The sequence below is a fragment of the Crossiella sp. CA-258035 genome (genome assembly GCF_030064675.1).
In the GTDB taxonomy this organism is placed as follows: Bacteria; Actinomycetota; Actinomycetes; order Mycobacteriales; family Pseudonocardiaceae; genus Crossiella.
The window spans coordinates 3177288-3204237 of the sequence record NZ_CP116413.1 but is presented as its reverse complement, the minus strand read 5'-3'; the positions used below and the strand labels follow the sequence as shown (position 1 = coordinate 3204237).

The 26950-nt window shown below is 70.1% G+C and carries 25 protein-coding genes; 10 read left to right on the top strand and 15 right to left on the bottom strand.

From position 1 onward, the window contains the following. Positions 1-8: 8 nt before the first annotated feature. The 4 genes from N8J89_RS14770 to sucC are packed head-to-tail and all read right to left on the bottom strand — an operon-like array spanning position 9 to position 3829. Positions 9-899, bottom strand: coding sequence for a 2-hydroxy-3-oxopropionate reductase (locus tag N8J89_RS14770; RefSeq protein ID WP_283664917.1), 891 nt, complete (start codon positions 897-899; stop codon positions 9-11). Then, positions 896-1744, bottom strand: a complete 849-nt coding sequence (locus tag N8J89_RS14765; protein ID WP_283664916.1) for a hydroxypyruvate isomerase family protein — start codon at positions 1742-1744, stop codon at positions 896-898. Before N8J89_RS14765 ends, N8J89_RS14770 begins: the two co-directional genes overlap by 4 nt. A gap of 14 nt (positions 1745-1758) precedes the next feature. Further along, positions 1759-2652, bottom strand: a complete 894-nt coding sequence (gene sucD, locus N8J89_RS14760; protein WP_283664915.1) for a succinate--CoA ligase subunit alpha — start codon at positions 2650-2652, stop codon at positions 1759-1761. A 4-nt stretch (positions 2653-2656) separates the two neighbouring features. Then, positions 2657-3829: an ADP-forming succinate--CoA ligase subunit beta gene (sucC, locus tag N8J89_RS14755; protein WP_283664914.1), complete on the bottom strand. Its 1173-nt coding sequence runs from the start codon at positions 3827-3829 to the stop codon at positions 2657-2659. Between the two features lie 122 nt (positions 3830-3951). On the opposite strand from sucC, the gene N8J89_RS14750 reads away from it, so the two are divergent. From N8J89_RS14750 to N8J89_RS14740, 3 genes are all read left to right on the top strand, one after another. Beyond that, complete coding sequence (locus tag N8J89_RS14750) at positions 3952-5295, top strand: MFS transporter (RefSeq protein WP_283664913.1); 1344 nt, start codon at positions 3952-3954, stop codon at positions 5293-5295. A 240-nt stretch (positions 5296-5535) separates the two neighbouring features. Beyond that, the gene (locus N8J89_RS14745; protein WP_283664912.1) at positions 5536-6300 is read left to right on the top strand and encodes a GntR family transcriptional regulator; all 765 of its coding nucleotides are present in this window, start codon (positions 5536-5538) and stop codon (positions 6298-6300) included. A 114-nt stretch (positions 6301-6414) separates the two neighbouring features. Beyond that, the gene (locus N8J89_RS14740) at positions 6415-6618 is read left to right on the top strand and encodes a hypothetical protein (RefSeq protein WP_283664911.1); all 204 of its coding nucleotides are present in this window, start codon (positions 6415-6417) and stop codon (positions 6616-6618) included. 74 nt (positions 6619-6692) lie between these two features. Here N8J89_RS14740 and N8J89_RS14735 read toward each other — a convergent pair whose 3' ends face one another. From N8J89_RS14735 to N8J89_RS14705, 7 genes are all read right to left on the bottom strand, one after another. Next, complete coding sequence (locus N8J89_RS14735) at positions 6693-7727, bottom strand: TerC family protein (protein ID WP_283664910.1); 1035 nt, start codon at positions 7725-7727, stop codon at positions 6693-6695. Further along, the gene (locus N8J89_RS14730; RefSeq protein WP_283664909.1) at positions 7727-8281 is read right to left on the bottom strand and encodes a hypothetical protein; all 555 of its coding nucleotides are present in this window, start codon (positions 8279-8281) and stop codon (positions 7727-7729) included. Before N8J89_RS14730 ends, N8J89_RS14735 begins: the two co-directional genes overlap by 1 nt. 1 nt (position 8282) lies before the next feature. Continuing rightward, positions 8283-9800, bottom strand: a complete 1518-nt coding sequence (locus N8J89_RS14725; protein ID WP_283664908.1) for an Nramp family divalent metal transporter — start codon at positions 9798-9800, stop codon at positions 8283-8285. Between the two features lie 113 nt (positions 9801-9913). After that, positions 9914-12052: an acetate--CoA ligase family protein gene (locus N8J89_RS14720; protein WP_283664907.1), complete on the bottom strand. Its 2139-nt coding sequence runs from the start codon at positions 12050-12052 to the stop codon at positions 9914-9916. A 3-nt stretch (positions 12053-12055) separates the two neighbouring features. Continuing rightward, positions 12056-13285: a formyl-CoA transferase gene (gene frc / locus N8J89_RS14715; RefSeq protein ID WP_283664906.1), complete on the bottom strand. Its 1230-nt coding sequence runs from the start codon at positions 13283-13285 to the stop codon at positions 12056-12058. A gap of 21 nt (positions 13286-13306) precedes the next feature. Continuing rightward, complete coding sequence (locus N8J89_RS14710) at positions 13307-15034, bottom strand: thiamine pyrophosphate-binding protein (RefSeq protein WP_283664905.1); 1728 nt, start codon at positions 15032-15034, stop codon at positions 13307-13309. A gap of 220 nt (positions 15035-15254) precedes the next feature. Then, positions 15255-16997, bottom strand: coding sequence for a selenocysteine-specific translation elongation factor (locus N8J89_RS14705; protein WP_283664904.1), 1743 nt, complete (start codon positions 16995-16997; stop codon positions 15255-15257). A 105-nt stretch (positions 16998-17102) separates the two neighbouring features. Here N8J89_RS14705 and N8J89_RS14700 point away from each other — a divergent pair, with 105 nt between their 5' ends. The 3 genes from N8J89_RS14700 (at position 17103) to fdhD (ending at position 20421) form a co-directional block, all read left to right on the top strand. Continuing rightward, a complete protein-coding gene (locus tag N8J89_RS14700; protein WP_283664903.1) occupies positions 17103-18095 on the top strand; it encodes a 2-dehydropantoate 2-reductase in 993 nt (330 codons plus the stop codon). Between the two features lie 105 nt (positions 18096-18200). Next, entirely contained in the window at positions 18201-19586 is a 1386-nt protein-coding gene (locus tag N8J89_RS14695; RefSeq protein WP_283664902.1) for an NAD(P)H-dependent oxidoreductase subunit E, read from the top strand. Position 19587: 1 nt separating this feature from the next. Then, positions 19588-20421 (top strand): formate dehydrogenase accessory sulfurtransferase FdhD, encoded by an 834-nt coding sequence (gene fdhD / locus N8J89_RS14690; RefSeq protein WP_283664901.1) that lies wholly within the window; start codon positions 19588-19590, stop codon positions 20419-20421. On the opposite strand, the gene moaA is transcribed toward fdhD, so the two are convergent. From moaA to N8J89_RS14675, 3 genes are read right to left on the bottom strand one after another with little or no spacing between them, the layout of a single operon-like run. Continuing rightward, positions 20418-21416 carry a GTP 3',8-cyclase MoaA gene (gene moaA / locus N8J89_RS14685; RefSeq protein WP_283664900.1) on the bottom strand — a complete coding sequence of 333 codons (999 nt, stop codon included), beginning with the start codon at positions 21414-21416 and terminating at the stop codon, positions 20418-20420. The two genes, fdhD and moaA, sit on opposite strands and share 4 nt — an antisense overlap. Before the next feature lie 42 nt (positions 21417-21458). Further along, complete coding sequence (arfB, locus tag N8J89_RS14680; protein ID WP_283664899.1) at positions 21459-21884, bottom strand: alternative ribosome rescue aminoacyl-tRNA hydrolase ArfB; 426 nt, start codon at positions 21882-21884, stop codon at positions 21459-21461. 40 nt (positions 21885-21924) lie between these two features. After that, entirely contained in the window at positions 21925-22497 is a 573-nt protein-coding gene (locus tag N8J89_RS14675; protein WP_283664898.1) for a hypothetical protein, read from the bottom strand. A gap of 289 nt (positions 22498-22786) precedes the next feature. Between N8J89_RS14675 and N8J89_RS14670 the strand changes: the two genes are divergently transcribed. The 4 genes from N8J89_RS14670 (at position 22787) to N8J89_RS14655 (ending at position 25659) form a co-directional block, all read left to right on the top strand. Then, positions 22787-24568: a discoidin domain-containing protein gene (locus tag N8J89_RS14670; RefSeq protein ID WP_283664897.1), complete on the top strand. Its 1782-nt coding sequence runs from the start codon at positions 22787-22789 to the stop codon at positions 24566-24568. Positions 24569-24680: 112 nt separating this feature from the next. Next, positions 24681-25055: a hypothetical protein gene (locus N8J89_RS14665; protein WP_283664896.1), complete on the top strand. Its 375-nt coding sequence runs from the start codon at positions 24681-24683 to the stop codon at positions 25053-25055. Positions 25056-25176: 121 nt separating this feature from the next. Beyond that, positions 25177-25437, top strand: coding sequence for a hypothetical protein (locus N8J89_RS14660; RefSeq protein WP_283664895.1), 261 nt, complete (start codon positions 25177-25179; stop codon positions 25435-25437). 6 nt (positions 25438-25443) lie between these two features. Beyond that, a complete protein-coding gene (locus N8J89_RS14655; RefSeq protein WP_283664894.1) occupies positions 25444-25659 on the top strand; it encodes a hypothetical protein in 216 nt (71 codons plus the stop codon). Here the strand turns inward: N8J89_RS14655 and N8J89_RS14650 are convergent. Next, positions 25656-26936 (bottom strand): cytochrome P450, encoded by a 1281-nt coding sequence (locus N8J89_RS14650; protein WP_283666163.1) that lies wholly within the window; start codon positions 26934-26936, stop codon positions 25656-25658. The two genes, N8J89_RS14655 and N8J89_RS14650, sit on opposite strands and share 4 nt — an antisense overlap. Positions 26937-26950: the final 14 nt, after the last annotated feature.

Below are 26950 nucleotides of genomic sequence, written 5' to 3'. Positions count from 1 at the left end.
AATGCTGTTCATCGCGGGTCGCTCCCTCGTCCGGAGAGGTTCTCGATCACTTTCAGCAGGGCCGAGTGGTCCAGGGCGCCGTAGCCCTGGCCACGAGCCGCCGCGATCAGCGCCGCGGTGACTCCCGTGACGGGAAGGGCCACCTCAGCCGAGCGGGCCTCGGCCAGCACGATGCCCATGTCCTTGTGGTGCAGGTCGATCCGGAAGCCTGGGGTGAACTCCCTGGCCACCATGGACCTGCGTTTGAGTTCCAGGATGCGGCTGCCCGCCAGGCCACCGGCCAGCACGTCCAGGCCGCGGTCGGCGTCCACCCCGGCGGCCTCCAGCAGCACGATCGCCTCGGCCACCAGCGCGTAGGTGCCGCCGACCACCAGCTGGTTGGCCGCCTTCACCGTCTGACCCGCGCCGGACTGTCCAACGTGGACGATGGTGCCGCCGAGCACCTCGAACAGCGGCAGCGCGGCGGCGAAGTCCTCCGCCGCACCGCCGACCATGATGGACAGCGAGCCGTCCACCGCGCCCTTCTCCCCGCCGCTGACCGGCGCGTCCAGCACCCTGATCCCGGCGGCCGCGCCCAGCTCGGCGAGCTTGCGGGAGGTCTCCGGGCGGATGGAGCTCATGTCGATGTGCAGCAGTCCGGGCTTGGCGTGCTCGAACAGCCCGCCGTCGCCGAGAGCCACCTGCTCCACCTGCGGGGAGTCCGGCAGCATGGTGATCACCACCTCGGCCTGGCCCAGCACCTCGGCGATGCTGCCCGCGGTCTCGCCACCGGCCTCGGCCAGCCGGGCCGGGCCGGCGCCGAAGACGTCGTGGCCGATCACCCGGCGCCCGGCGCGCACCAGATTGATGGCCATGGGCGCGCCCATGATGCCGAGGCCGATGAATCCGACAGCCGTCATGCCGATCCCTCCACAGTGGACTCCACCGCGGCCCTGAGCTTGGGCAGCCAGCCGAAGCTGTCCGCGCTGAAGCCGACGGGGCGGTACTCCAGGCCGATGTGGCCCTGGTAGCCCGCGAGCAGCAGGCGGGCGAGCACCTTCTCGTAGTCGATGCCGCCGGTGCCCGGCTGGCCGCGGCCAGGGACGTCGGCGATCTGCACGTGGCCGAACTCCGCGGCCCGCCGGTCGATCTGGGTGTCCAGGTCCTCACCCATCCGGCTCAGGTGGTAGAGGTCGGCCAGGAAGGCCACGTTCCGCGGCCCGTTCGCGCGCACCAGCTCCAGCACGTGGTAGGCGGAGGCGAGCGAGATGATGGGGTAGACCGGGTTCTCGTGCGAGTTCAGCGCCTCCACCACCACGGTGGCCCCGATCCGGTCGGCGGCCTGGGCGGCGTAGGTCAGGTTGGCCACGGCCAGCTCGTCCTGCTCCTGCGGCCACAGCCCGGGTTCCCGGTTGCCGTAGAGGGCGTTGAGCGTCCGGCAGCCCAGCTGGCCGGCGAACTCGACGGCCACGTGGACGTTCTCCCGGAACAGGTGCACGTCGGCGGGCCGGGACAGCAGGCCCCGCTCCCCCGCCGCCATGTCGCCCGCGGCGAAGTTGAGCCCGACCAGGCGCACTCCGGCGTCCTCGATCGCGTGCCGCACCGTGTCCAGTTCCCGTTGCAGCGGAACGGCTTCGGGCAGCGGCCACCACAGCTCCACCGCGTCTAACCCGGCTGACCTGGCCGCGGCGAAGCGTTCGAGCAGCGGGAGCTCGGTGAACAGGATGGAGAGGTTGACGTCGAAACGCAGGACCGGACTGGTCAAGACGGCTCCATTTCTCACACGGTCAGGGGTTTGAGGCACTCCCGCATCAGGCGAGCCGCTTCGCTGGGGGTCTTGCCGACCTTGACGCCCGCGGCTTCCAGCGCTTCCTGCTTGGCCGCGGCGGTGCCGGAGGAACCGGAGACGATGGCGCCGGCGTGGCCCATGGTCTTGCCCTCGGGGGCGGTGAAGCCCGCGACGTAGCCGACCACCGGCTTGGTGATGTGCTCGGCGATGTAGGCCGCCGCGCGCTCCTCGGCGTCGCCGCCGATCTCACCGATCATCACGATGGCCGCGGTCTCCGGGTCGTCCTGGAAGGCCTGCAGCGCGTCGATGTGCGTGGTGCCGATGATCGGGTCACCGCCGATGCCGACCGCGGTGGAGAAACCGAAGTCCCGCAGCTCGTACATCATCTGGTAGGTCAGGGTGCCGGACTTCGACACCAGACCGATCTTGCCAGGGCCGGAGATGTCGGCCGGGATGATGCCCGCGTTGGACTTGCCGGGCGAGATGACGCCGGGGCAGTTCGGCCCGATGATCCGGGTCTTGTTGCCGGTGGCGTTGGCGTGCGCCCAGAAGTAGGCGGTGTCGTGCACCGGGATGCCCTCGGTGATGACCACCGCGAGGCCGATGCCCGCGTCGATCGCCTCGATCACCGCGCCCTTGGCGAAGCGCGGCGGCACGAAGACCACCGTGACGTCCGCGCCGGTCCCAGCCATGGCCTCGGCCACCGAGCCGAAGACGGGCACGCTCACCCCGTCGAAGTCCACGCGCCGGCCGCCCTTGCCGGGCGTCACGCCGCCGACCACGTTGGTACCCGCGGCCTGCATGCGCCTGGTGTGCTTGGAGCCCTCGCCGCCGGTCATGCCCTGCACGATGACCCTGCTGTGCTCGGTCAGGAAGATGGCCATCGAGTCACACCCCCGCCGCTGCCAGTTGGGCGGCCTTGTCGGCCGCGTCGTCCATCGTCTCCACCACGGTCACCAGCGGATGGCCGGCCTCCGCCAGGATGCGGCGGCCCTCGGCCACGTTGTTGCCGTCCAGGCGCACCACCAGTGGCTTGGTGGCTTCCGCGCCCAGGATCTCCAGCGCGGCCACGATGCCGTTGGCCACCGCGTCGCAGGCGGTGATGCCGCCGAAGACGTTGACGAACACCGAGCGCACGTCGGCGTCGCCCAGGATGATCTCCAGGCCGTTGGCCATCACCTCGGCCGAGGCGCCGCCGCCGATGTCCAGGAAGTTGGCCGGCTTCACCCCGCCGTGCCGCTCGCCCGCGTAGGCGACAACGTCCAAAGTGGACATGACCAGGCCCGCGCCGTTGCCGATGACGCCGACCTGGCCGTCCAGCTTGACGTAGTTGAGGCCCTTGTCCTTGGCCCGCTGCTCCAGCTCGTTCTCCGCGGCCCGGTCCACGAACTCGCCGTGTCCCGGATGCCGGAAACCGGCGTTCTCGTCCAGTGTCACCTTGCCGTCGAGGGCGAGAATGCTGCCCCGGGGGTCACGGACCAGCGGGTTGACCTCCACCAGGGTGGCGTCCTCGGCTACAAAGGTGTTCCACAGCTTCACCAGCACCGCGGCGACATCTTCAGCCACCTCGGCCGGGAAGTGCGCGGCGGTCACGATCTCCCTGGCCTTGGCCAGGTCGACGCCGCCGATGGCGTCAACGGGCACCTTGGCGAGGGCCGCCGGATTGGTGGCAGCGACCTCCTCGATGTCCATCCCGCCTTCGACCGAGGCCATCGCCAGGAAGGTGCGATTGGTCCGGTCGAGCAAGAAGGAGACGTAGTACTCCTCGGCGATCTCCGAAGCGGGGGTCACCAGCACCCGGCGCACCACGTGCCCCTTGATGTCCAGCCCCAAGATGGCTCCGGCCTTGACTTCCGCGTCCTCCGGGTCGACGGCGAGCTTCACCCCGCCCGCCTTGCCACGGCCGCCGGTTTTCACCTGCGCCTTGACCACGACCCTGCCGCCCCACTCGGCCGCTGCCGCGCGGGCGTCGGCCGGATCCTCGACGACCCGCTGCGGCGGACCCACCGGGACCCCGTGCTGCGCGAAGAGATCCTTCGCCTGGTACTCGTACAGATCCACGCCGCCTACTGTATACAGTATGTGAGACTCAGCACCAGTGCCTGTCGGCATGGATTTCGGCAGGTCCCCAACCCGGCTACCTTGTGTATACTGCATACAGTATCTAGTAGAGGGAGGCCACGATGACCACTCCCCCACCCAGTGAGCTCCGCGACTGCTTCGGCCGCGACTACCAGGTCGGCCCCACCGCCGAACTGCTGACCGGGCGTTCCCGGTCCTGGCAGCTGGTCCTGCCGCTGGCCGCGATGGCCGCGGCGGGCGTGCTCCAGTACTCCTTCGGCGCGCTGGTGCCCACCCTGTCCGCACTGCACGGCTGGTCCACCGCACAGACCTGCTGGCTGCTGGCGCTGTGGATCGTGGCACAGGCTGGCGTCGGCTTGCCAGTGGCCTACCTGCGGGAACGGGGGGTGGTCGGCCCGGTGGCCCTGGTGATGGCGGGCGCGGCGCTGTGCCTGACCGGCCCGGTGGCACTCGGGCACGCGCCGAGCTACCTGGGCGCGCTGCTGGGCTTCTCGCTGCTGGGCGGCGCGGGCGCGGGACTGGTCTACGCGGTCAGTGCCTCCACCGTGGCCAAGTGGTTCCCCGACCGGTCCGCGGTTCGGGTCAGCCTGGTCACCGGCGCGTTCGCCTGCGGCGCGGTCCCGTTCCTGCTCTTCGTCTTCCCCTCGGTGACCACCGCCAACCTGGTCCCGGTGCTCGACGGCACCGGCCTGGCGCTGGGCCTGGTGATCGCCGCGGCGGGACTGTTCTTCCGCGACCCGCCGTCGAACTGGTGGCCGCCGCACGTGGACCCGCGCGACTGGGCGCTCTCCCGTCGCCGCGGCCCCGGCTCGGCCAACCTGCCCGCGGTGCGCGAGTACTCCCCCGGCGAGGCGGTGCGCGACGGCGCGCTGCCCGCGCTCGCGGTGATCCTGTTCTGCGCCAGCGCGGTCACCCTGTTCACGGTGGCCAGCTTCGCCGCCTTCGCCGCCGGGATGGCGCTGTCCGCGCCGGTCATCGGCGCGGCCACCGCACTGCTGGTAGCGGCCAACGGGGCGGCCAGGGCGGTGGTGCTGCGGGTCTCCGACCGGATCGGCCGGGCGCGCACGCTGGCCGGCGCACTCACCGTGCTCGCGCTGTCACAGCTCGCGCTGGCCGCCAGTGCCACCGACCGCTCGCTGCCGCTGCTGCTGACCGCAGCCGTGCTGGCCGGCGCGGGCGGGGCCTGCTACCCGATGGTGGCCAGCCTGGTCCGGGAGTACTTCGGGGACCGGCGGCACGGCGAGATACACGCGGTGGTCTACAGCGCGAAGGCCTTTGGCGGAATAGCCGGGGTGGGCCTGACCGCGCTGGCCGTCCCTACTTCGGGGTACCCGGTACTTTTCCTGCTTGCGGGCGGGCTCGCACTGTGTTCGGCACTGCTCTGCCGGCGCCTGCGGCAGCCTGGTCGTATCCCATTAGTCTGGACAACCCAGCGTGTCCGCTGAGGTGCGCGGCCATTTGGGGCATTATGGACATCTGGACCGTGGCAGCAGGTCACCTACAGCGTGCGATCGGTGGGTAGCTTTCCCAATTAGGTACTCGGTATGGGTGATCCAATGCTTGTGGCAGTCCTCACGCATTTCGGGCATATGGAACACTGTATGCTGTAGGCAGTCGACCGGGCACAAATAGACTCAAGATCGGCACACCGGGCGAAAGCGCCCACCTCACCTCTGGAGCACACGATGTCGGAGCTTGCGCAGGGCACGGCCGCACGCCGGATCGATCGGCCGGTTCCCCTGCGGGAGCGGGTCTTCGAGGCCCTGCTCGACCTCATCATCACCGGCAGCCTCGCCCCCGGCCAGCACCTGGTCGAAGGCGAGCTGGCCGAGATGCTCGGCGTGTCCCGCCAGCCGGTGCGTGAGGCGTTGCAGTGGCTCAACAACGAGGGCTGGGTGGACCTGGTACCCGGTTACGGCGCGTTCGTGCACGTGCCGACCGAACAGGAGGCCGACCAGCTGCTCGCGGTGCGCACCCTGCTGGAGACCGAGTCGGCGCGGCTGGCCGCGCTGAACACGGACAAGGAGGGCGTGGCCCGGCTGCGGGAGATCTGCCAGCAGGGCGAGGCCGCGGTGCTGGCCGACGACGTGGACGGTGCGGTGGCGGCCAACGCCGCCCTGCACCGCCTGGTCACCGAGCTGTCCGGGAACAAGGTGCTGCTGGAGCTGGCCGCCCAGGTCGACCGCAGGGTCCGCTGGTTCTACACCCCGGTCGCCCGCCAGCGCGGCAAGCAGTCCTGGCGGGAGCACCGCAAGCTGATCAGCGCGATCTCCACCGGTGACGCCGAGCGGGCCGCGGAGATCATGCGCGAGCACACCGACCGCACCCGGCAGTCCTACCTGGAGGCCCGGCAGAGCACGCAGGCCGCCACCCCCGCCCCCGAGGTGCCCCTGCGGCGCCGCAGGCGGACCGTGGCGCGCACCTCGCCCGCCGTGAAGCCCCAGATCTAGGACCGGGTCTCGCCGGTCCCGATCCCAGCAGGCGGACCGCGAGAAGAGTTTCCCACCACAGTCCCGAATGGCATCGACGCCCTCGGGTATCCCAAGATGTGAGGAGGTGTATCGATGATGCGCAAGTTCAAGCAGCTGCTGCGCTCGCTGACCGAGGAGCCCGCGGGCTACCGCGGCAGCCGCCCGATGGGTCTGGGCATGGCCACGGCGATGGCCGAGGCCAAGAAGAACCCGACCGCGGGCGTGGAGAACTACCTGCGAGGCCAGAGTGCCACCGCGACGCGGCGGGACCAGGGCCAGGAGGTTGCCTCCTCCTGACCCCGGCCACCCTCATGATCGCCGAAACCGCACTGCCGCTCACTGGGTCCAGGGACAGCTCCAGTGGACGTAGGTCATCCGGTTCCGGTCTCGTCCAGCGCCGCTGAGCTGGACGAGGCCTGAGCCGACGGAACGGGCTCCGGTGCCGCGGTCGCGGCAGCGGCCCGTTCGGTCCGCCGGGATTTGATCACACTAGCAATGATGGTCACCGCCAGCGTCCCCACAATGAACGACAGCGACATCTGGATGGAGACCGTCGGCGCCCACGGCACGCCGGAGGTGTGCATGGCCTCCAGCACCAGCTTCACGCCGATGAACGCCAGGATCACGGCCAGCCCGATGGACAGGTAGACCAGCCGGTCGAGCAGGCCGCCGATCAGGAAGAACAGCTGGCGCAACCCCAGCAGCGCGAACGCGTTGGCGGTGAAGACCAGGTACGGCTCCTTGGTCAGCCCGAAGATCGCCGGGATCGAGTCCAGGGCGAACAACAGGTCGGTGGTGCCGATCGCGACCATCACGATGAGCATCGGCGTCACCATCCGCCGCCCGTCGATCCTGGTCACCATCTTCGCGCCCACGTAGTCATCCGTCGTGGGAGCGAACCGTTTCACCGTGCGCAGCACCACGTTCTCGGAGAACTCCTCCTCCGCGTTCGGGTCCTGCCGGAGCAGCTTCCAGGCCGTGTAGATCAGGAAGGCGCCGAAGACGTAGAACAGCCAGTTGAACCGGGACACCGCTTCCGCGCCCACCGCGATGAACACCGCGCGCATCAGCAGCGCGATCACGATGCCCACCAGCAACACCTTCTGCCGGTACAGCTTGGGCACCGCGAACCTGCTCATGATCAGCATGAACACGAACAGGTTGTCCACCGACAACGAGTACTCAGTGATCCAGCCGGCGAAGAACTCCCCGCCGTAGCGCGGACCGGCCAGCCACAGCACCCCGAGTCCGAAGAGGACGGCCAGGGTGACGTAAGCGACGGTCCAGCCAACACATTCTCTGAACGAGGGGTCCCTCGGGTTGCGGGCGGCCAGGTAGAAGTCGAACGCGAGGATCGCGCCCAGACCACCCACCGTGGCGATCCAGACCCACATGGAGAAGGTCATCAGGCTCCTCTGGCAGCCGCTCGCGCGGCGCGGGCACGGGTCTTGGCCGCCCACACCGTCTCCGCGTGGGTCGCGTAACGGGTGAATGCGTTGGCGGCCAACGGGTTCGTCGCGGCGAACCGCCGGAACAGCTGCGGGGCAAGGCGTTCGTGCAGCCAGATGAAGCCGATCGCGAACCCGGCGCTCACGATCCCCTGGTAGGCCAGGAACCCGAGCAGGTCCGCGGGCACCCGCAGCTCGCCCGCCACCACCAGCGGCAGCGCGACCTCCTGGATGAGCCTGCTCAGCGGGAACCCGATGAGCCAGAACACCGCGGCCGGCGCGAACACGCCGAGCCGGATGCGGCCGGTGGCCGCGCCAATCCCGTAGAGCCCGCCGAGCAGGGCCAGCGGCAGGCCGAGACCGAGTGCGGTGGTCAGCGCCCAGGCGGGGGGCTGGCCGACGAGCAGGGCCAGCAGGCCGGCGATCGAGCCGGCCAGCGCACCCACCAGCGCGCCGGGGGCGGCCAGTTGAGCGAAGGCGCTGATGCGTGGCGGTTGCCGCGATTCACTCATGTCAGTCCAATACCACGCCGTAGGCGAACAGGGAGTAGAACAACCCGCTCAGGTAGAACACCGCGCCGAAGCCGATGATGACGTTGGTCCACCACTTCGGCCGGATCGGTTTGGGCAGCATCTTGTTGTTCACCAACAGCAACACGATGCAGTAGGCGCCCATGGCGAAGGCGGACAGGAACGCCAGGATGTCCAGGATCGCCGCCGGGCCCTTGGCCGGGCCCCACAGCAGGATGATGATGCCGAAGACGATCAGGCCCCACAGGAAGCCGGCGTAGAGCCGGGACATGCCGATCTTCTTGGCGCCGGGCACGAAGAAGTAGGTCATGTCGGCCTGGCCGCGGGAGAAGGAGTCGAACAGGCCCAGGGTGGCGTTCAACCCGATCAGCGCGATGAAGCCGAAGAACACCGTGCCCAGCGCGGGACCGCCGAGTGAGGAGAAGGCGTCGGCCATCGCGTTGAACGCGGCACCGCGGTCGCCGGCCGCGATCAGCTCCTTCACGTTGGGGTTCTGCCGGGCCGCGGTCTGCGCCAGCACCGTGAAGGAGACCGTGACCAACATGGTCACGCCCCAGAACAGCAGCAGCGCGTCGAAGGTGACCCAGCGCCGCCAGCCCTTCCACTTGGCCATCTCCTCCGGGTCCTCGGTGTCGAACATGAAGCCGCGGGCCGGCATCTGCTCGTCCGCGCCCGATTCGGAGCTGCGCAGGCCCTTGATCTTCGGGATGTGCGCGCCCATGCCGGCCCCGGAGTCCCGCAGGTGCAGCGTGTACCACATCTGCTGCATACCGGAGGGTCCGGCGAAGGCGATGGAGCCCACCACGATCGGGAACCAGGTAGAGGTGAACATCTCGCTCGGGAAGTACCCGAAGGTGAACATGCCGCTGATCGTGCTGGCCAGGTCGCCCCAGGTGCCGACCAGTGCCGCCACCACCGCGGTACTGACCACCAGGATCCCGATCAGGACCGAGAGCACGTTCTCCAGCAGGTTGTAGATCACCTTGGCCAGGCTGAAGATCACGCCGACCAGGATCAGGCCGACGATTGCGCTGAGCTGCCAAGGTATTCCGGTGATGTTCTCCAGCGCCGACATGCCCGCGGAGAGGTGGCCCGGCCAGATGTAGACCGCGATCGCGACCACGAAGAAGAACCACATGATCGGTTTGAACACGCGGGCCGCGCCGGCGAAGATGCTCTCGCCGGTAGCCATGGCGTAGCGGGCCATCTCCAGCATCACCACGGCCTGCAGGGTGACGCCGATCAGGAACAGCCAGCGGATCTCCGGGCCGAAGATCAGCACCAGCCGGGGCCACATGTAGGACTCGCCCATGCCGACCCCGAGTGCCACCAGGAACACCGTGGGGCCGATCAGGTGCACCGACGGTGGCGCGTCGGGCAGCTTCCGGATGGGCATCGGATCGAGCCGACCGGCCCGCCACACGCGTTCCTGGCCGCCACCGGCGAGGTCGCTACCCCCGCTGGTGGCCGGCCCCGCGCTCGGGGTGTTCGAAGGATCCATGATGAGAAACCTCTTTCACGAGAACTCTCGGACTCCGCCCGTTGAACCTCCCTGGCCTGGTAGCAGGGGTCCCGGCTGGCCGACGGGACCCCTGCTACCGGTCAGCCGTCGGCCTACTTCTCGATCAATCCCGCCGCGCGTGCCCAGCGGTACTTCGCGCCCAGCACCGCGACCGGGAGCTCCGTGGTGTAGGGATAGGCGACAATACGATGGTCGAACAGGTATTCACTAGCCCGCTCCACCTCGGTGTCACCCGCCAGTGAGGCGACCACCGGCTTGTCGATGCCCTTGGCCCTGGCCTCGTTCACCACCCGCGCGGTGACCTCGGCGAAGACCATCGGCGGGGTCACGATGGTGTGCCAGTAGCCGAGGATGAGCGCGTGGATCCGCGGGTCCTCGAGGCCGAGCCGGATGGTGGCCTCGTAGGTCGAGGGCGGTTCGCCGCCGGTGATGTCGATCGGGTTGCCCGCCGCCCCGAAAGGCGGGATGAACTTGCGGAACGCCTCGTCCAGGTCGGGTGGAATCTCCATCATGGACAGTCCATTGTCGACACACGCGTCGGAGAGCAGCACCCCGGAGCCACCGGCCCCGGTGATGATGACGACGTTCTCGCCCTTGGGCGTGGGCAGCAGCGGCAGCCCGCGGGCATATTCCAGCATCTCGTTCAGCCCGGGGGCGCGCACGACCCCGGCCTGGCGCAGGATGTCGTCGTAGACCTTGTCGTCACCGGCCAGCGCGCCGGTGTGCGAGCTGGCCGCCCTGGCCCCGGCCGAGGTGCGGCCGGCCTTGAGCACCACCACCGGCTTCTTCTTGGTCATCCGCTTGGCCGCCTGCACGAAGGCGCGGCCGTTCTTCAGGTCCTCCAGGTGCATGGCCACGCACTGGGTGTTCTCGTCCTGCTCGAAGAAGGTGAGCAGGTCGTCTTCGTCCACATCGGACTTGTTGCCGAGGCCGACGATGGCCGAGACACCCATCTTGGTGGTGCGGGAGAAACCCAGGATGGCCATGCCGATGCCGCCGGACTGGGAGGTCAGCGCCACCCCGCCCTTGACGTCATACGGCGTGCAGAAGGTCGCGCACAGGTTCTCCGGCGTGTAGTAGTACCCGTAGATGTTCGGGCCGAGCAGCCGGATCTTGTACTGGTGCGCGATCGCCACGACCTCGTCCTGCAGCTCGTGGTTGCCGGTCTCGGCGAAGCCGGAGGGGATGAGCACGGCGGCCGGGATGCCCTTCTTGCCGCACTCCGCCAGCGCCCCGGCCACAAACTTGGCCGGGATGGCGAAGACCGCCACGTCCACATCGGCGGGCACGTCGCCGATCGCCTTGTACGCCTTGCGGCCCAGGATCTCGTCCGCTTTCGGGTTGATCGGGAAGATGCCGCCCTGGTAGCCGCCGTTGACCAGGTTCTTCATCACCGAGTTGCCGATCTTGCCGTCCTCGGCCGAGGCGCCGATCACCGCGATGTTCTTCGGCTTCATCAGCCGGTTCATCGCGGTGATGATCTCCTCGTCGGAGTAGACGTGCTTCTCGGTGATCTCCCCGGTCTCCACCAGCACCCGGACGTCCGCGGCGATCGCGGAGTCCTTGGCCGCGAACACCGGGTTGAGGTCCAGCTCGCGGATCTCCGGGAAGTCGGTGACCAGGTCCGACAGCCGTTTGACCACCTCGGCCAGCGCATCAAGGTCCACCGGGTCGGCGCCGCGGACCCCGTGCAGGATCTCCACCGCCTTGATGTCCTCCACCATGGCCCGCGCCTCGGCCTGCGCCAGCGGGGCCAGCCGGAAGGTGACGTCCTTGAGGACCTCCACCAGCACCCCGCCCAGGCCGAAGACCACGATCTTGCCGAAGGTCTCGTCGGTGGTCGCGCCGATGATCACCTCCTGGCCCTCGGCGAGCAGCTGCTGCACCTGGACACCGGTGATGTCGGCATCCGCCTGGTACGCCTTGGCGTTGGCGATGATCTTCTCGTAGGCGGCGCGGGCACCGGCCTCGTCGGTGACGCCGACGATGACGCCGCCGGCCTCGGTCTTGTGCAGGATGTCCGGCGAGACGATCTTCATGACCACCGGGAAGCCGATTCCGGCCGCCAGGCTCACCGCCTCGTCCGCCCTGTTGGCGAGTCCTTCGCCCGGCGTCGGGATGCCGTAGGCGTCACAGAGTCGTTTGCCCTCGGGGGCGGTCAGCGACTCGCGGCCCTCGGCGCGCGCTTTGTCCAGGACTTCGCGCACCGCGGCCCTGTCGTAAGCCACCATGGCTCAGATCACTCCGTTCGCCTTGAGCTGGGCCAGTTCCGGGACGGAAACCCCCAGCTCCTTCACGTACACGTCCTCGTTGTGCTCGCCGAGCAGCGGGGACCGCTCGACCTTGGCAGGCGAGTCGGACAGCTTGAGCGGCATGCCGACGGTCTTGAACGCCCCGCGCTCGGGGTGGTCCACCGTCACCACCATCTCGTTGGCCACCAGCGACTCGTCCTCGATCAGCTCCTTTGTGGACAGGATCGGTCCACAAGGGACGTTCTTGGCGTTGAGCATGGCCAGCACTTCGCGCTTGGTGTGGTTGACCGTCCACTCCTCGATCAGCTGGAACATCTTGTCCAGCTTGGGCAACCGGGCTTCCGGGGTGGCCCACTCGGGATCCTCGGCCAGCTCCGGCCGCCCGATCAGCTCGGCGATGGGCTGCCAGCCGACGGGCTGCACGATCACGTAGACGTAGTCGTTGGGCCCGCCCGGCTTGCACCGCACCGCCCAGCCCGGCTGGCCGCCACCGGAGGCGTTGCCCGAGCGCGGCACCTCGTCGGTGAACTCCTTGTTGGGGTACTCCGCCAGCGGCCCGTGCGCCAGGCGCTGCTGGTCGCGCAGCTTGACCCGGCACAGGTTGAGCACCGCGTGCTGCATGGCCACGGTGACCCGCTGGCCGCGCCCGGTGGACTCCCGCTGGTACAGCGCGGCCAGGATGCCGGCCACGGTGTGGATGCCGGTGCCGGAGTCGCCGATCTGCGCGCCGGTGGCCAGCGGCGGGCCGTCCTCGAAGCCGGTGGTGGTCATCGAGCCGCCCATGGCCTGGGCGACCACCTCGTAGGCCTTGTAGTGGGTGTAGGGCCCGTCACCGAAACCCTTGATGGAGGCGTAGATCAGCCTGGGGTTGATCTCCTGGAGCTTGTCCCAGGTGAAGCCCATCCGGTCCACCGCGCCCGGACCGAAGTTCTCCACCAGGATGTCCACATCGGACACGAGCCTGGTGAACAGCTCCTTGCCCTTGTCGCTCTTCATGTTCAGCGTGATGCTGCGCTTGTTGCAGTTGAGCATGGTGAAGTAGAGGCTGTCGACATCGGGGATGTCGCGCAGCTGCTTGCGGGTGATGTCCCCGCTGGGCGCCTCCAGCTTGACCACGTCCGCGCCGAGCCAGGCCAGGATCTGGGTGGCCGACGGCCCGGACTGGACGTGGGTCATGTCCAGGACTCGAACACCCTCAAGTGCTTGTCCCATAACCGAACTCCCCCTCCGGGCCTACTTGTACATGGTCTGGTTCATGGTTCCCGGCGCGTAGACGTCCGGGTCTACCCACACGTTGATCAGCGACGGCAGCCCCGACTCGCGGGCGCGCTGGAGCGCGGGCGCGATGTCGGCGGGGTCGCGGACCTCCTCGCCGTAGCCGCCGAGGATCTTGGCGAACTGGTCGTAGGGCACGTCGCCGAGGGTGTTGCCGACCCGGCCGCGGTCCTCGCCGTACTTGACCGCCTGGCCGTAGCGGATCTGGTTCATCGAGGAGTTGTTGCCCACGATGCCCACGAACGGCAGGTTGTACCGGACCAGGGTCTCGAAGTCCCAGCCGGTCAGGGAGAAGGCGCCGTCGCCGAAGAGCGCGACGACCTCCTTGTCCGGGCGGGCGTACTTGGCCGCCAGCACGAACGGGATGCCCACGCCGAGGGTGCCCAGCGGGCCCGGGTCCATCCAGTGGCCGGGCGACTTGGGCTGGACCACCTGGCCGGAGAAGGTGACGATGTCGCCGCCGTCGCCGATGTAGATGGAGTCCTCGGTGAGGAACTCGTTGATCTCGTGCACCAGGCGGTAGGGGTCGATCGGGTTGGCGTTGGAGCGCTGCCGGGCCATCCGCTTGCCCAGCGACTGCTCCTCCACCGCGCGCAGCTCCTCCAGCCAGGCCTTGCGCCCGGTGGCGCCGTTGCTGACCCGGCCGGTGGTGGCCTGGAAGACCTGGGAGAGCACCATGCCGGCGTCACCGACGATGCCCAGGTCGATGTCGCGGTTCTTGCCGACCGTGCGGTAGTCCAGGTCGATCTGCACCACGGTGGCGTCGGCGGAAAGCCGCTTGCCGTAACCCATCCGGAAGTCGAACGGGGTGCCCACGATGATGATCAGGTCGGCGTTGGTGAAGGCGTAGCGGCGGGAGAGCTGGAAGTGGTGCGGGTCGCCGGGCGGCAGCGTGCCACGGCCGGCGCCGTTCATGTAGGCGGGGATGTTGAGGCCGCGGACCAGGTCGATGGCCGAGTCGGTGCCCCGGGTGGTCCAGACCTGGCTGCCGAGCAGGATGCACGGCTTCTCCGCCTTGGTCAGCAGGTCGGCCAGCTTCTCGATGTCGCCGGGGTCACCCGCCGACCGGGTGGAGGCGCGGTAGTGGCCCGCCTTGGGGATGCGGGCCTTCTCGATGGGGACCGAGGCGTCCAGCACGTCCCTGGGGATCTCCAGGAAGGACGGGCCGGGCGCGCCGTGGTAGCACTCGCGGAAGGCCATCGAGACCAGGTCCGCCGCGCGGGCGGTGTCCGGCACGGTGGCGGCGAACTTGGTGATCGGGGCCATCATGTCCACGTGCGGCAGGTCCTGCAGTGAGCCCATCTTGTGCTGGCTCAGCGCGCCCTGGCCGCCGATGAGCAGCATCGGGCTCTCCGCGCGCAGCGCGTTGGCGACCCCGGTGACCGCGTCGGTGGTGCCCGGTCCCGCGGTGACCACCGCGCAGCCCGGTTTGCCGGTGATCCGGGCGTAGCCGTCGGCCGCGTGCGCGGCCACCTGCTCGTGCCGGACGTCGATGACCTCGATGCCTTCGTCCACACAGCCGTCGTAGATGTCGATGATGTGGCCGCCACACAGAGTGAACACCACGTCGACGCCTTCGGCCTTGAGAGCCTTCGCCACCAGATGGCCGCCCGAGATGAGACCTTCTCCGGTCTCCTTCACCTCGACCTGGCTGGCGCTGGGCAGAGCCTCGGCAGTCTGCGCCATAGGTGCGTCATCTCCTCACGTCGCTGCCCGGTCGCCTGCTCTGGGTCGACTCGGGCTGTGTTTGGTGGTGACTGGTGAAGGCCGACGTTGCGCGGACCGCACACCACTCGATCCCCATACTGCATACCGTATGGTGGTTTAGTGATACTCCGTCGGAGTAACGTTGTCCAGGGTCCGCACGTGGGCCGCTCGACGGAATTCACCCGCCGAGATCCCTTCATCAGTCGTGTTCCGGGCGAATCCGACGTCTGCTGTCGGGTAGCCGGACGGTGATCCGGCGGGTGTCGAGCAGTTCCAGCAGGGGCACCGCGACCCGGCGGGAGGTGCCCAGCGCGGTGCGGGCCGCGGCCACGGTGAACGGCTGTGGGAGTGTGCACAACACCGCAACCGCCCGTTCCACCGCATCCGGTCCGAGGTAGACGCCGTCGGCCAGCCGGAGCAGCAGACCGGTGCGCACGGCGGCCGCGAGCGACTTGGGGGTCAGTCGCAACGCGGCGAGCTGGTTGGCCTCCGGCGCGCTGAAGGGACTGCGCGCCAGCTCGGCGCGCAGCTTCTCCACCGCCTGCCGCACCGGCTGCGGGAGCTCGGTCCCGCCTTCGGTGAGCACCAGTCGGCCCTGGTTGATCCGCACACCGAGGTCACGAGCCGCTCTCGCCACCGGTTCGAGCAGTCTTCGGTGTGGCAAAGCCAGCAGTGCCACCGCTTCCGCCTTGGGCACGCCGGGGTCATAGGGTTGTTCGCGCGCGCGGGCACGCACCAGGGCGGCCAGTCGCTGGCACAGCTCGTCCAGCTCAGCCGGGTCGATCAGCCAGTCTCCGGCCCTGGGCGCGACCGGCAGGGCGCAGCCCATGGCCAGCAGGTCGCCGGCCTTGACCAGGCCGCGCCTGCGCAGTTCGTCGCCGCCGTTGGGAATCGCTGACCGACTCATCAGTTCAAGGCCACGCCCGGCCAGCTGCGCCTCGGTGTCCAGCTCCGGCGGCAGGATGTCCAGCACGGTGCACCCGGCCAGCACCTCCTCGGCCCCGCGCAGCAGCGCCTTGTCGCCGATGCGCAGCGGCAGCGGCTCGCTCAGCCGCAGTCGCGCGATGTCGCCGTCGAGCACCCGGAGGAACACCGGCTGCCGGGCCGAGCCCAGCGCCAGCTCCAGGTGCCCGTGCACCCCGCCCAGCTTGCGGCCGGGCAGCGGGCGCAACCGCACGTCGACCACGTCCACGTGCCGCCACCGCCCAGGGGTCACCAGCGCGGCGCCGGTGAACGACTCATCCGGTTGCGCCTCGGGCAGGTGAACCGTGATCCGGGCCGGAGCGGACATCGCGGACACCTGACGCCCCAACGACTCCAGCCCGCCCACCCGCAGCCGCCGGTCCTGCGCACCCACGGCCAGTTCGGTGTCCCGCTCGATCGACCCGGTCAGCAGGGTGCCGGTGACCAGCACGCCCTTGTCCTCCGCGCCCGCCTCCGCACACCCGTCGGCCCACAGCCGCACCGGGACCTCCGGTGACGGGGGCAGCGCGGCGGCCAGCCGGTCCAGCACCAGGCGCAGCCGGTCGATGCCGGCGCCGGTGCGCGCGCTGACCACCGCGGACTCGATCCGGCCGAGCGCACCGGTGGCCATGGCGCGGCGGGTCCGCCGCAGCACCGGGCCGGGATCAGCCAGGTCGGATCGGGTCACCACCAGCAACCCGTGCCGGATGTCCAAGGCGTGCAACGCATCCAGCTGCATCGCCACCTGCTCCGACCACTCCTGGTCGGCCGCCACCACGAACACCACCGCCTCCGCGGTGGCCACGCTCGTCAGAACCGCCTCATCCACCAATGCCAGCACTCGCCCCGAGGGCAGACGTGCCCACGGATCCCGTCCGGTGAGCGCGCGCACCAAGGTGGACTTGCCTGCTCCGGCGCCTCCGGCGGTGGCGACCACGCGCATCGGCGGGGGCGAGTGGAACCCGAACCCTTCAGGCACCGCAACGCCTCCTCACCCACGCGGTCGTGCCGCGTGCGGCCCGTTGACCGGGCTACTCCATACTGTATGCTGAATGAGTTGTCGACACAAGAACAGGAGAGTGATGTGCGAATCGCTGTTCTTGGTGCCGGCGCCATCGGCGCGTACGTGGGTGCAGCCCTGCACCGCGCCGGAGCGCAGGTTCATCTCATCGCCCGCGGTGCGCACCTCTCGGCAATCCGCGAAGCCGGGGTTCGGGTGCTCTCCGACCGCGGCGACTTCCATGCCACCCCACACGCAACCGATGACCCGGCCGAGGTCGGCCCGGTGGACCACATCTTCCTAGGCCTGAAGGCGAACTCGTACGCCGCCGCGGGCCGGATGATCGAGCCGCTGTTGCACGAACGCACCACCATCATCGCTGCGCAGAACGGGATTCCGTGGTGGTACTTCCACGGTCTGCCCGGCCCCTTCGAGAACCACCGCATCAACAGCGTGGACCCCGACGGCGCGGTCAGCGCCGCGCTCCCGGTCCAGCGGGCCATCGGCTGCGTGGTCTACGCGGCCACCGAGATCGAGGCTCCCGGCGTGATCCGCCACCTGGAGGGCACCCGCTTCTCCATCGGCGAGCCGGACCGGTCGATCTCCGCCCGCTGCCTGGAGTTCTCCACCGCGATGATCGAAGGCGGGCTCAAGTGCCCGGTGGAGGCCGACCTCCGCCGGGACATCTGGCTCAAGCTGATGGGCAACATCGCGTTCAACCCGATCTCCGCGCTGACCCGCTCCACCATGGCCGCCATCTGCCGGCACCACGACGCCAGGCGGCTGGTGGTGTCGATGATGCGGGAGACCCTGGAGGTCGCGCGACGGCTGGGGTCCCACCCCGAGATCTCCATCGAACGACGGCTGGCCGGGGCCGAGAAAGCCGGCGAGCACAAGACCTCCACACTCCAGGACCTGGAGAAGGGCAAGCCCCTGGAGCTGGACGTCATCCTGGCGGCGGTCGTCGAGCTCGCGGAGCTGACTGGCGCTGAAGTTCCCACGCTCAGAGCGATCCACGCGATGGCCGACCTGCTCAACGCATCGGTGACCAGGCAGCCCGCCGCCGTCGCTTCCTGACCGTCACTCCCCCCTCCCACCTGCCTGACCTCCCGGGGGCAGCTCATGGATTCCCGCTTTCGTGACGCCGCACCCTCCGCTGAGGAACGCGCGGCCATTGATGTCGTGCTGGACCCGTCGTCCTCCGGTCGGAGTGACGGCGGGCCCACCGCCAACCCGCACGACGCGCTGTTACCGGCCCTGCACTCGCTCAACGACCGGGTGGGCTGGATCAGCGAGGCGGCACTGGACTACCTGTCCCGCCGCCTGACCCTCTCCGCAGCCGAGGTCTTCGGCGTGGCCACCTCGTGCGCCCTGTTCTCGCTGCGGCCCCGGCCGCGCCGGGTGCTGCACGTCTGCGCCGGACCCGCGTGCCGCGCAACGGGTTCCACTCCCCTGTGCCGGACCCTGGAACGTCGCCTGGGTCCGGCCGGCCGCCCGGCGGGCGGGGTGCTCTGGCAGCCTTCGCCCTGCCTGGGCCTGTGCGAGCGCGCACCGGCCGCCCTGGTCTTCGAGGCCGGTGACCCGCCGCGCACCGCGGTCACCGCGCCGTCCACTGTGGACTCCACCATCAGCACCGCGCTGGACCTGCGGCACGCCCGGCCGGAACCCCCGGCCGAGGCCGCCGTGCCGCAGGCGGGCGCGGAGCACCTGGTGCTGCTGCGCCGGATCGGCCAGGTCGACCCGGCCAGTCTGTCCGACTACCTCAGCACCGGCGGCTACACCGCGCTGCACCACGCGCTGAGGATGGGCCCGGCCGAGATCATCCGGCTGGTGCTGGCCTCCGGCCTGCCCAGCAGGGACGGAGCCGGGGTGCCGGTGGCCAGGAGCTGGGAAGTCCTTGCCGGGCAACGGAACCGGCCGCACTACCTGGTGTGCGACGCGGACGAGAGCCATCCCGGCTCCTTCGCCGACCGGGTGCTGCTGGAGGGCGACCCGTTCGCGGTGGTGGAGGCGATGACCATCGCGGGCATCGCCACCGGCAGCCGCCACGGCTACCTGCACCTGCGCGGGGAGTACCCGCGCGCCCGCCGCGTGGTCACCGAGGCGGTGGCCCAGGCCAGGGAGAAGGGCCTGCTGGGCCGCGACATCCTGGGCTCAGGCCGCAGCTTCGACCTGGAGGTGCGGCGCGGCGGCGGCACCTATCCCGGCCGCCGTGGCGAGCCGAGGGGCACCCCGCCGTTCCCGGCCGAGCCGGTGCTACTGGGCAGACCGACCGTGGTGCACTCGGTGGAGACCCTGGTCGCGGTGCCCCCGGTGCTCACCGGTGTGCCGGTGGCCAACCGGCTGTACTGCGTCTCCGGCATCGTCCGCAGGCCGGGGGTGTACGAGCTGCCGCGCGGCAGCACCCTGCACCGGCTTCTCGCCGCGGCCGGTGGCGTGCGCACCGGCCGCACCCTGCGCGCCGCACTGGTCAACGGCGCGCTCAGCCGCCCGGCCGCGCTGGACCGGCAGCTGCCCGCCGCCGGTCCCGGTTCGGTGGTGCTGCTGGACGAGGAGAGGGAGCACTGACATGGGCCGCCGCATCGCCCGCCGCATGATCACCCGCCTGCGCGCGGACACCCGCACCCGCCGCCTGGACGACCTGGTGGTGGAGGAGCCGCTGGAGATCCGCCTCAACGGCGCGCCGCTGTCGATCACCATGCGCACGCCCGGCCACGACTTCGAGCTGGCCGCGGGTTTCCTGGTCAGCGAGGGCGTGGTCGGCGCGGCCGGTGACCTCGCGGGCATCGCCTACTGTCCCGGCGCGAGGACCGAGGGCGGCAACACCTACAACGTCCTGGACGTCACCCTGGCCGCGCACGTCCCGGTCAGCGAGTTCTCCTTGGCGCGCAACGTCTACACCACCTCCTCCTGCGGGGTGTGCGGCAAGGCCAGCCTGGACGCGGTGCGCACGGTGGCCCGCTGGAGCATCCGCGAGGACCCGATCCGGCTCGACCCCTCGGTGCTGCGCGCCCTGCCCGACCGGCTGCGCGAGTCCCAGCTGCTGTTCGAGCGCACCGGCGGCCTGCACGCGGCCGCACTGTGCACAGTGGACGGTGAGCTGCTGGCGGTGCGGGAGGACGTGGGTCGCCACAACGCGGTGGACAAGCTGCTGGGCTGGGCGCTGTTGCAGGACCGGCTGCCGCTGCGCGAGACCATCCTGCTGGTCTCCGGCCGGGCCAGCTTCGAGCTGGCGCAGAAGGCGGTGATGGGCGGCATTCCCGCCCTGGTCGCGGTGTCCGCCCCGTCCTCGCTCGCGGTCGAGCTGGCCGAGGAGACCGGCCTGACCGTGATCGGCTTCCTGCGCGGCACGTCGATGAACGTCTACACCGGAGCCGAACGACTGTTGGAACCGGTGGGCTAGCCGCCGATCGCGCTCATCGGCCGGTCCGGCTGGGCGAACTCCGGCCGGTCGATGCCGTGCCCGGCCGGCTTGGCCCACATGGCTTTCCGCCACAGCTCGGCCAGCTCGGCGTCCCCGGCCCCGCCGCGCAGCGCGGCGCGCAGGTCGGTCTCGGTGTGCGCGAACAGGCAGGACCGGACCTGGCCGTCGGCGGTGAGCCGGGTGCGCGCGCAGTCGGCGCAGAACGGCCGGGTCACCGAGCCGATCACGCCCACGGTGTCCGGTCCACCGTTGACCAGCCAGCGTTCCGCCGGTGCCGAGCCTCGCTCCCCCGGTTCCGGGGTCAGCTCGAAGTCCTGCCGCAACAGGCCGAGGATCTCCTCGGCGGTCACCATCGCCGACCGGTCCCAGCCGTGCTGCGGGTCAAGCGGCATCTGCTCGATGAAGCGCAGCTGGTAGCCGGCGGCCAGGCAGAACCGCAGCAGTGGCGCGGCCTCGTCCTCGTTGATCCCGCGCAGCAGCACCGAGTTCACCTTCACCGGGCCCAGCCCGGCCTGCTGGGCGGCGCGCAGTCCGGCCAGCACGTCGGGCAGCCGGTCCCGCCGGGTGATCCGGGCGAAACGCTCCGCCCGCAAGGTGTCCAGCGAGACGTTCACCCGGTCCAGCCCCGCCGCCGCGAGCGCGTCCGCGACCTTGGCGAGTCCGATGCCGTTGGTGGTCAGCGCGATCCGCGGCCGGGGCGTCAACGCGGCCACCCCGGCCACGATCTCCGGCAAGTCCCGGCGCAGCAACGGTTCCCCGCCGGTGAACCGGACATCGGTGACGCCGAGCTCATGCACCGCGATGCCGATGAGCCGGACGAACTCCGCGCCGGTCAACAACTCCGGCTTCGCCAGCCAGTCCAGGCCCTCGGCGGGCATGCAGTAGGTGCAGCGCAGGTTGCACTTGTCGATGAGGGAAACTCGCAGGTCTGTCGCGACTCGGCCAAACGAGTCCAGCAACCCAAGCCCGGTCATCTGCATATCGTATGCCGAAAAGCCGAGGAGCAGTACGTGACCTCAGTCCCCCGTCGCGCGCCGGTCCCGCTTCAACGCCCCGCGCTGGTGCTTGGCGCTCAGCCGCCGTTCCCTGGCTCCCCGGCTGGGCTTGGTGGCCCGGCGCGGCGGGGCGGGCGGCAGCACCGCGTCCCGCAGCAGGCTGGCCAGCCGTTCCCTGGCCGCCTTGCGGTTGGCCAGCTGGGTCCGGTACTCCGAGGCCGCGATGGTGACCACGCCGTCCACCAGCCGCGCGGCCAGCCGGGCCAGCGCGCGCCGCCGGAGGTGCTCGGGCAGCGCCCGCGACTCCACCACGTCGAAGGACAGCTCCACCCGGCTGTCGGCGGTGTTGACGCCCTGTCCGCCAGGCCCGGAGGACCTGGAGAACCGTTCACTCAGCTCCGCGCCGGGGATCACCAGCGCGGCGTTAACCCGCAGGTCCTCGGCCATACCTCAAGGATGCCTCACGGTCCGCGGGCTCACCAACCGATTAGGCCTCGTTGCTGATCGCCGGTCCCTCGTAGAGCAGGACACCGGAGCCGTCGAACACCCGGAGCGTGCACGCGCGCAGCCGCTCGGCCGCCTCGGCTGAACCCGCCCACATCGCGTCCAGCCGCTCCTCCGGCGGCGCGGTGTCGACCACCCTGGTCCGGCTCAGGTCGAGGTCCACCGCGAAGGTGCCCGCCGCGACGTGGGCCGGGTGGACCGTGCCGTCCTCACTGACCAGCTCCAGCCTGGCCGCCTCCGGGGCGAGGGTCCCGGTCACCGCGGGCGCCCTGCCCATGATCACGTACGGGCGCTCGGTGAAGTCCCCGCCGAACCCGGTGGACAGGATGGTGAACAGGGTGTCCTGCTCGCCACGGAAGACGCAGGTGCCGTCCACGCCGGACTCGTTCCGGATCATCACCTCTCCCCGGTCGGTACCGGCCCCGAACCTGGCCCCCGCGCGCCAGCCCGCGTGGGAGACCTCCTCCACCGGCGTGCCCGCGATCTCAGCGGCCCGGTAGGCCGCGGCGAAGATCCGCATCTCCACCAGCTCCCGCTGTACCTGCTCATCAGACATGGGTGGCATCAGCACGCCTCGACTTCCTGTGTCCACAACGAATAGCCCGAATGGCCTACCAGTGCAGCATCACCTGCCCGGCCGGGACTTCACCTCGGGGTTGCCCCTGAACTCCCCCGGAGCCGCGAGCCCCGCCGATCCGGTGAAACCTCGGCTGTCCAGCCCCCTCCGATCGCACTATATCGATACACAATGCGCCCTTTCCGGCCCAGACATCCGATGACCTCTTGCCCATCGCCACGCCCGCCGGTACCCCTGAACCGCACCCGCCGCGCCGAGGAGGCACCTGATGTCGACACCCGTCCGGCGATGTTCCGCCATCGTCGTCCTGTTCTCCGTGCTCGCCCTGCTCGGCGTCGGGGTGACCCCGGCCGCCGCCGAGGTGGTGCACCCGCGCCAGGACTGGCTGCGTGCCTCCACCGCCGGGCTGTTCCTGCACTGGGGCATGCGCACCGCGCCCGGCTACACCAGCTGTTCCGCCTGGGAGAACGCGATCACCGCCGGTGGCTGGAGCCCGGACTACTGGATCACCGAGGCACAGAAGCTGCACGCCCACTATCTGGTGCTGGCCTCCTTCCACAGCAGGCTGGGCTACGGCAAGGCCTGGCCGTCCAAGGTGCCCGGCAGCTGCGCCACCAAACGGGACTTCGTCCGCGAGCTGCTGGACGCGGCGGGCAAGCGGGACATGAAGGTCATCATGTACATGACCGACGATCCGCAGTGGCACCAGGAAGGCAGGCCCTCGGGCAGCTGGCTGGACTCGGCCGCCTACTCCCGCTACAAGGGCCGCAACGTGGACATCACCACCAGGGACGGCTTCGGCGAGTACAGCTACGACAGCATCGTCGAGGTGGCGCAACGGTATCCGGACCTGGCCGGGTTCTGGATCGACAACGACAACGCCTACTGGGAGCGCAACGGCCTCTACGAGCGGGTGCGCAAGGAACGGCCGCACTTCCTGCTCAGCAACAACAACGAGGACACGCCGATCATGGACACGATCAGCAACGAGCAGAAGACCGGCATGTCCCCGGACTACGACTACCCGCAGGCGGTCTACACCGCCGCGCCCCGGCTGATCGAGGCCTGTTTCAAACTGCCCTCCACCGGCCCCTGGTGGTACAACGGCTCCGACTCGGCAGTGGACCACCAGCTGACCATCGGCCGCTACGTGACCAACCTGGGCTCCGACGTCAAGGCGCTGATGGCCGAGACCGCCATGGTGAACGGGAAGTTCCCGGCCAAGCAGGCGGCGTTCAACAACTTCCTCAAGAGCTACTTCGACCGGATCCGCGAGTCCATCCACGGCGTGCACGGCGGCGGCTACGGCCACGGCGGGCTGAAGCCGGGGTTCTGGAACGACGGCGCGCACGGCGTCACCACGGTGGCCAAGGACAACCCGGACCGGCACTACATCCACACGCTCACCCGCCCCTCCGGCAGCACACTCCGCTTGCGGGACAACGGCTACCGGGTGCTCAAGGTGACCAACCTGCGCACCGGCGCGCCGGTGAAGTTCAGCCAGGCCAACGGTTCCCTCACCCTGACCGGCGTCACCGACTGGGACCAGTACGACACGGTCTTCCGGGTGGACACCGGCGGCCGCACCGGCGTGCACCCGGCGGGCTCGGTCACCGTGACCGCCTCCGCCTCGGCCACCGGCCACGGCCCCGCACTGCTCAACGACGGCAACCCCGGGACCTACTGGGACAGCGACAAGACCACCCCGGTGTCCCTGCGCTTCGACCTGGGCGCGCGCAAGCCGGTGCGCTACCTGGCGCTGAACCAGCGGGAGGACTCGGTCAGCTACGCCCGCTCGGCCACCGAGCAGTCCGCCCGGATCAAGGACTACCGGGTCTACGTCAGTGACGACGGCGCCAACTGGGGTTCCCCGGTGGCCTCCGGCCAGCTGCCCAGCCACCGCGGCGTGTCCTTTGTGGACATCCCGCAGACCACGGCCCGGCACGTCCGCCTGGAGGTGGTCAGCACCTGGGCCGCGGCCAGCGACGGCAAGCGGCACAAGCAGCTGCGGATCGACGAGGCCTGGCTCGGCTCGGCGCACGTGAGCTGACCCAGCGCGACCGGTCGGCCACCGGCGGTGCGCCCGGCTCTGGCCAGTCGGCCGAGTGACCTTGGCCAAAAGTCCGAGCCGGACGCGCCGCCGCTGCCGCATGGTGGATGTCGTGGGGAAACGAACTCGGGACATCCTGCTGCTGACCTGCTGCGTTGCCGCCATCGGCGCGGCAGGCTACTTCATCCGCGGCATCATGACCGACCTGAGCGGCGCGCCGGTCCGCCAGGGTGAGGCCACGGCGGAGCGCACCGGCAAGAACACCGACGGCAAGGTCGAGATCCGGCTCACCCAGACGCTGCGGGTCGGCGAGGGCCCGCACGCCCAGGTGGTGCCGGACGGCACGGTGCTCCAGGTGGAGGCCAAGCTGCTGCCGGCCGCCGAGGGCGCGCTGCGCTGCAAGCTCGGCGTGCAGGCCGGCAAGGACACGCCCAGGGTCACCGTGAACAGCTGCGCGGCGGGCACGGTCAGCCAGCGGATCGACTAGGCCCGGCCTCGATGATCCGGATGAACGCCCCTTCGACAGGCAATACTTCCCGCCCGCCATCGCGGCGAACCAGCTCAAGCACGGCGGAACCTACTGGGGCGTCTACGTCACCGTTGTCCGCGTGCAGAACAACCAGGTGTCAGCCCAGGGTCGCGAGCGGATGACGCAGGCGGAGAACTCGCTGAAGGCGCAGAAGTACGCGCCCGCCGTGGGGCCCTTCTGTGAGCCGGACATGACCGGTCCATTGCGGCTGGATCCCCAGGCGGAGTACCAAGGGGTCCGCCTCTACTTCGCCGAGGAGCAGCAGGCCCGGACATTCGTGGACGCCTACCAGCCCGGGGTGGTGGGCACGGCCAAGGTCAAGCTGTTCTGCCTGGACTGACGAACCGTGCTGGCGACACCTTGCCAAGGACAAGTCGTTTGCCCGTCACTGGGCGACACCGCCTATCAGCCACCGGAGTTCGGCAAGCCGGTGGAGCTGGCCGGGCACGTGTACCACCCCAGCGACGCCGCCCGGGACCCGTACCCGACGGTGCTGTTCCGGCACGGCATCCACCAGACCTGCATGCCCGCACCCAGCGGCGGCGTCGCGACGACGGCCTAGCCCCACCGGATCGGCAGCCGCTTCACGCCGTTCTGGAAGTTCGAGCGCAGCCGCACCGGCTCGCCCGCCAGCTCGACCTCGCCCAGCTGGTCGAACACCGCGGTGAACATCGCCCGCAGCTGCACCCGCGCCAGGTGCGCGCCCAGGCAGAAGTGCGGCCCGTGCCCGAAGCTCAGCTGGTCGTTCGGCTGCCGGGCAGGGTCGAACCGGTCCGGCTCGGCGAAGACCCGCTCGTCCCGGTTCGCCGAGCTGAACCACACCACCACCTTCTCCCCCGCCGCGATGTCCACTCCGCCCAACCGGGTGTCCACAGTGGCCGTTCGGCGGAAGTGCATCACCGGCGTCCACCAGCGCAGCATCTCCTCCACCAGCCCCGGCAGCAGTGACCGGTCCGCCAGCACCCGGCGGTATTCGTCCACATTGGACATGAGCGCGATGAGGCCGCCCGGGATGCCGTTGCGCAGGGTCTCGTTGCCCGCCACCGAGAACAGCCAGAACAGGTTCTCGAACTCCTCGATGCTCACCGAGTCGCCGTGCCGCATCAGGTTGCTCATCACGTCCTCGCCCGGGTTGCGCCGCTTGTGCTCGCCGAGGGCCCGCGCGTAGGCGTACAGGTCCGGCATCCCGGCGCGGGTGCGCGGGTCCGGCACCCGGCCGTGCTCATCGGGCACCGGCCGCAGCGCCAGGGCTTCCCGGGCCATCGGGCTGGAGCCGCTGCCGTCGACCCGGGCGCTGACCGCGTACTCGGGGTCCTGGTAGCCGATGGCGCGGTTGCTCCAGTCGAACATCAGCCAGCGGTCCTCCCTCGGCACGCCGAAGACCTCGGCCAGGGTGAGCAGCGGCAGGTCGGCGGCCACCTCCTTGGCGAAGTCGCACTCCCCCCGCCCGGCCACCGCCGCGACCAGCTCGTGCGCCCAGCCCTGGATGCGGTGCTCCAGCCGGGCGATGGTCCTCGGCGTGAACGCCTTGGCCAGCAGGGTGCGCAGCCGGGCGTGCTCCGGCGGGTCCAGGTTGAGCATCATCCGCCGCACGTAGGCCAGGTCCGCGGGCGTGGCCGGGTCCCGGATCTGAGTGGCGCCCAGCTGGGAGGAGAACACCCTGGGATCGCGCAGCACCTGTTTGACCTCGGCGTGCCGCAGCACCGCCCAGAACCCCGGCCCGGCTGGCCAGCGGTCCACCGCGGGCTCGGGCACCCACACCACCGCCGACCGTGCCCGCAGCTCAGCCAGCTCGGCGTGCGGCACCCCGGTCAGGTAGGTGTCCGGGTTGAAGATCACCTCGGTCGCATCGG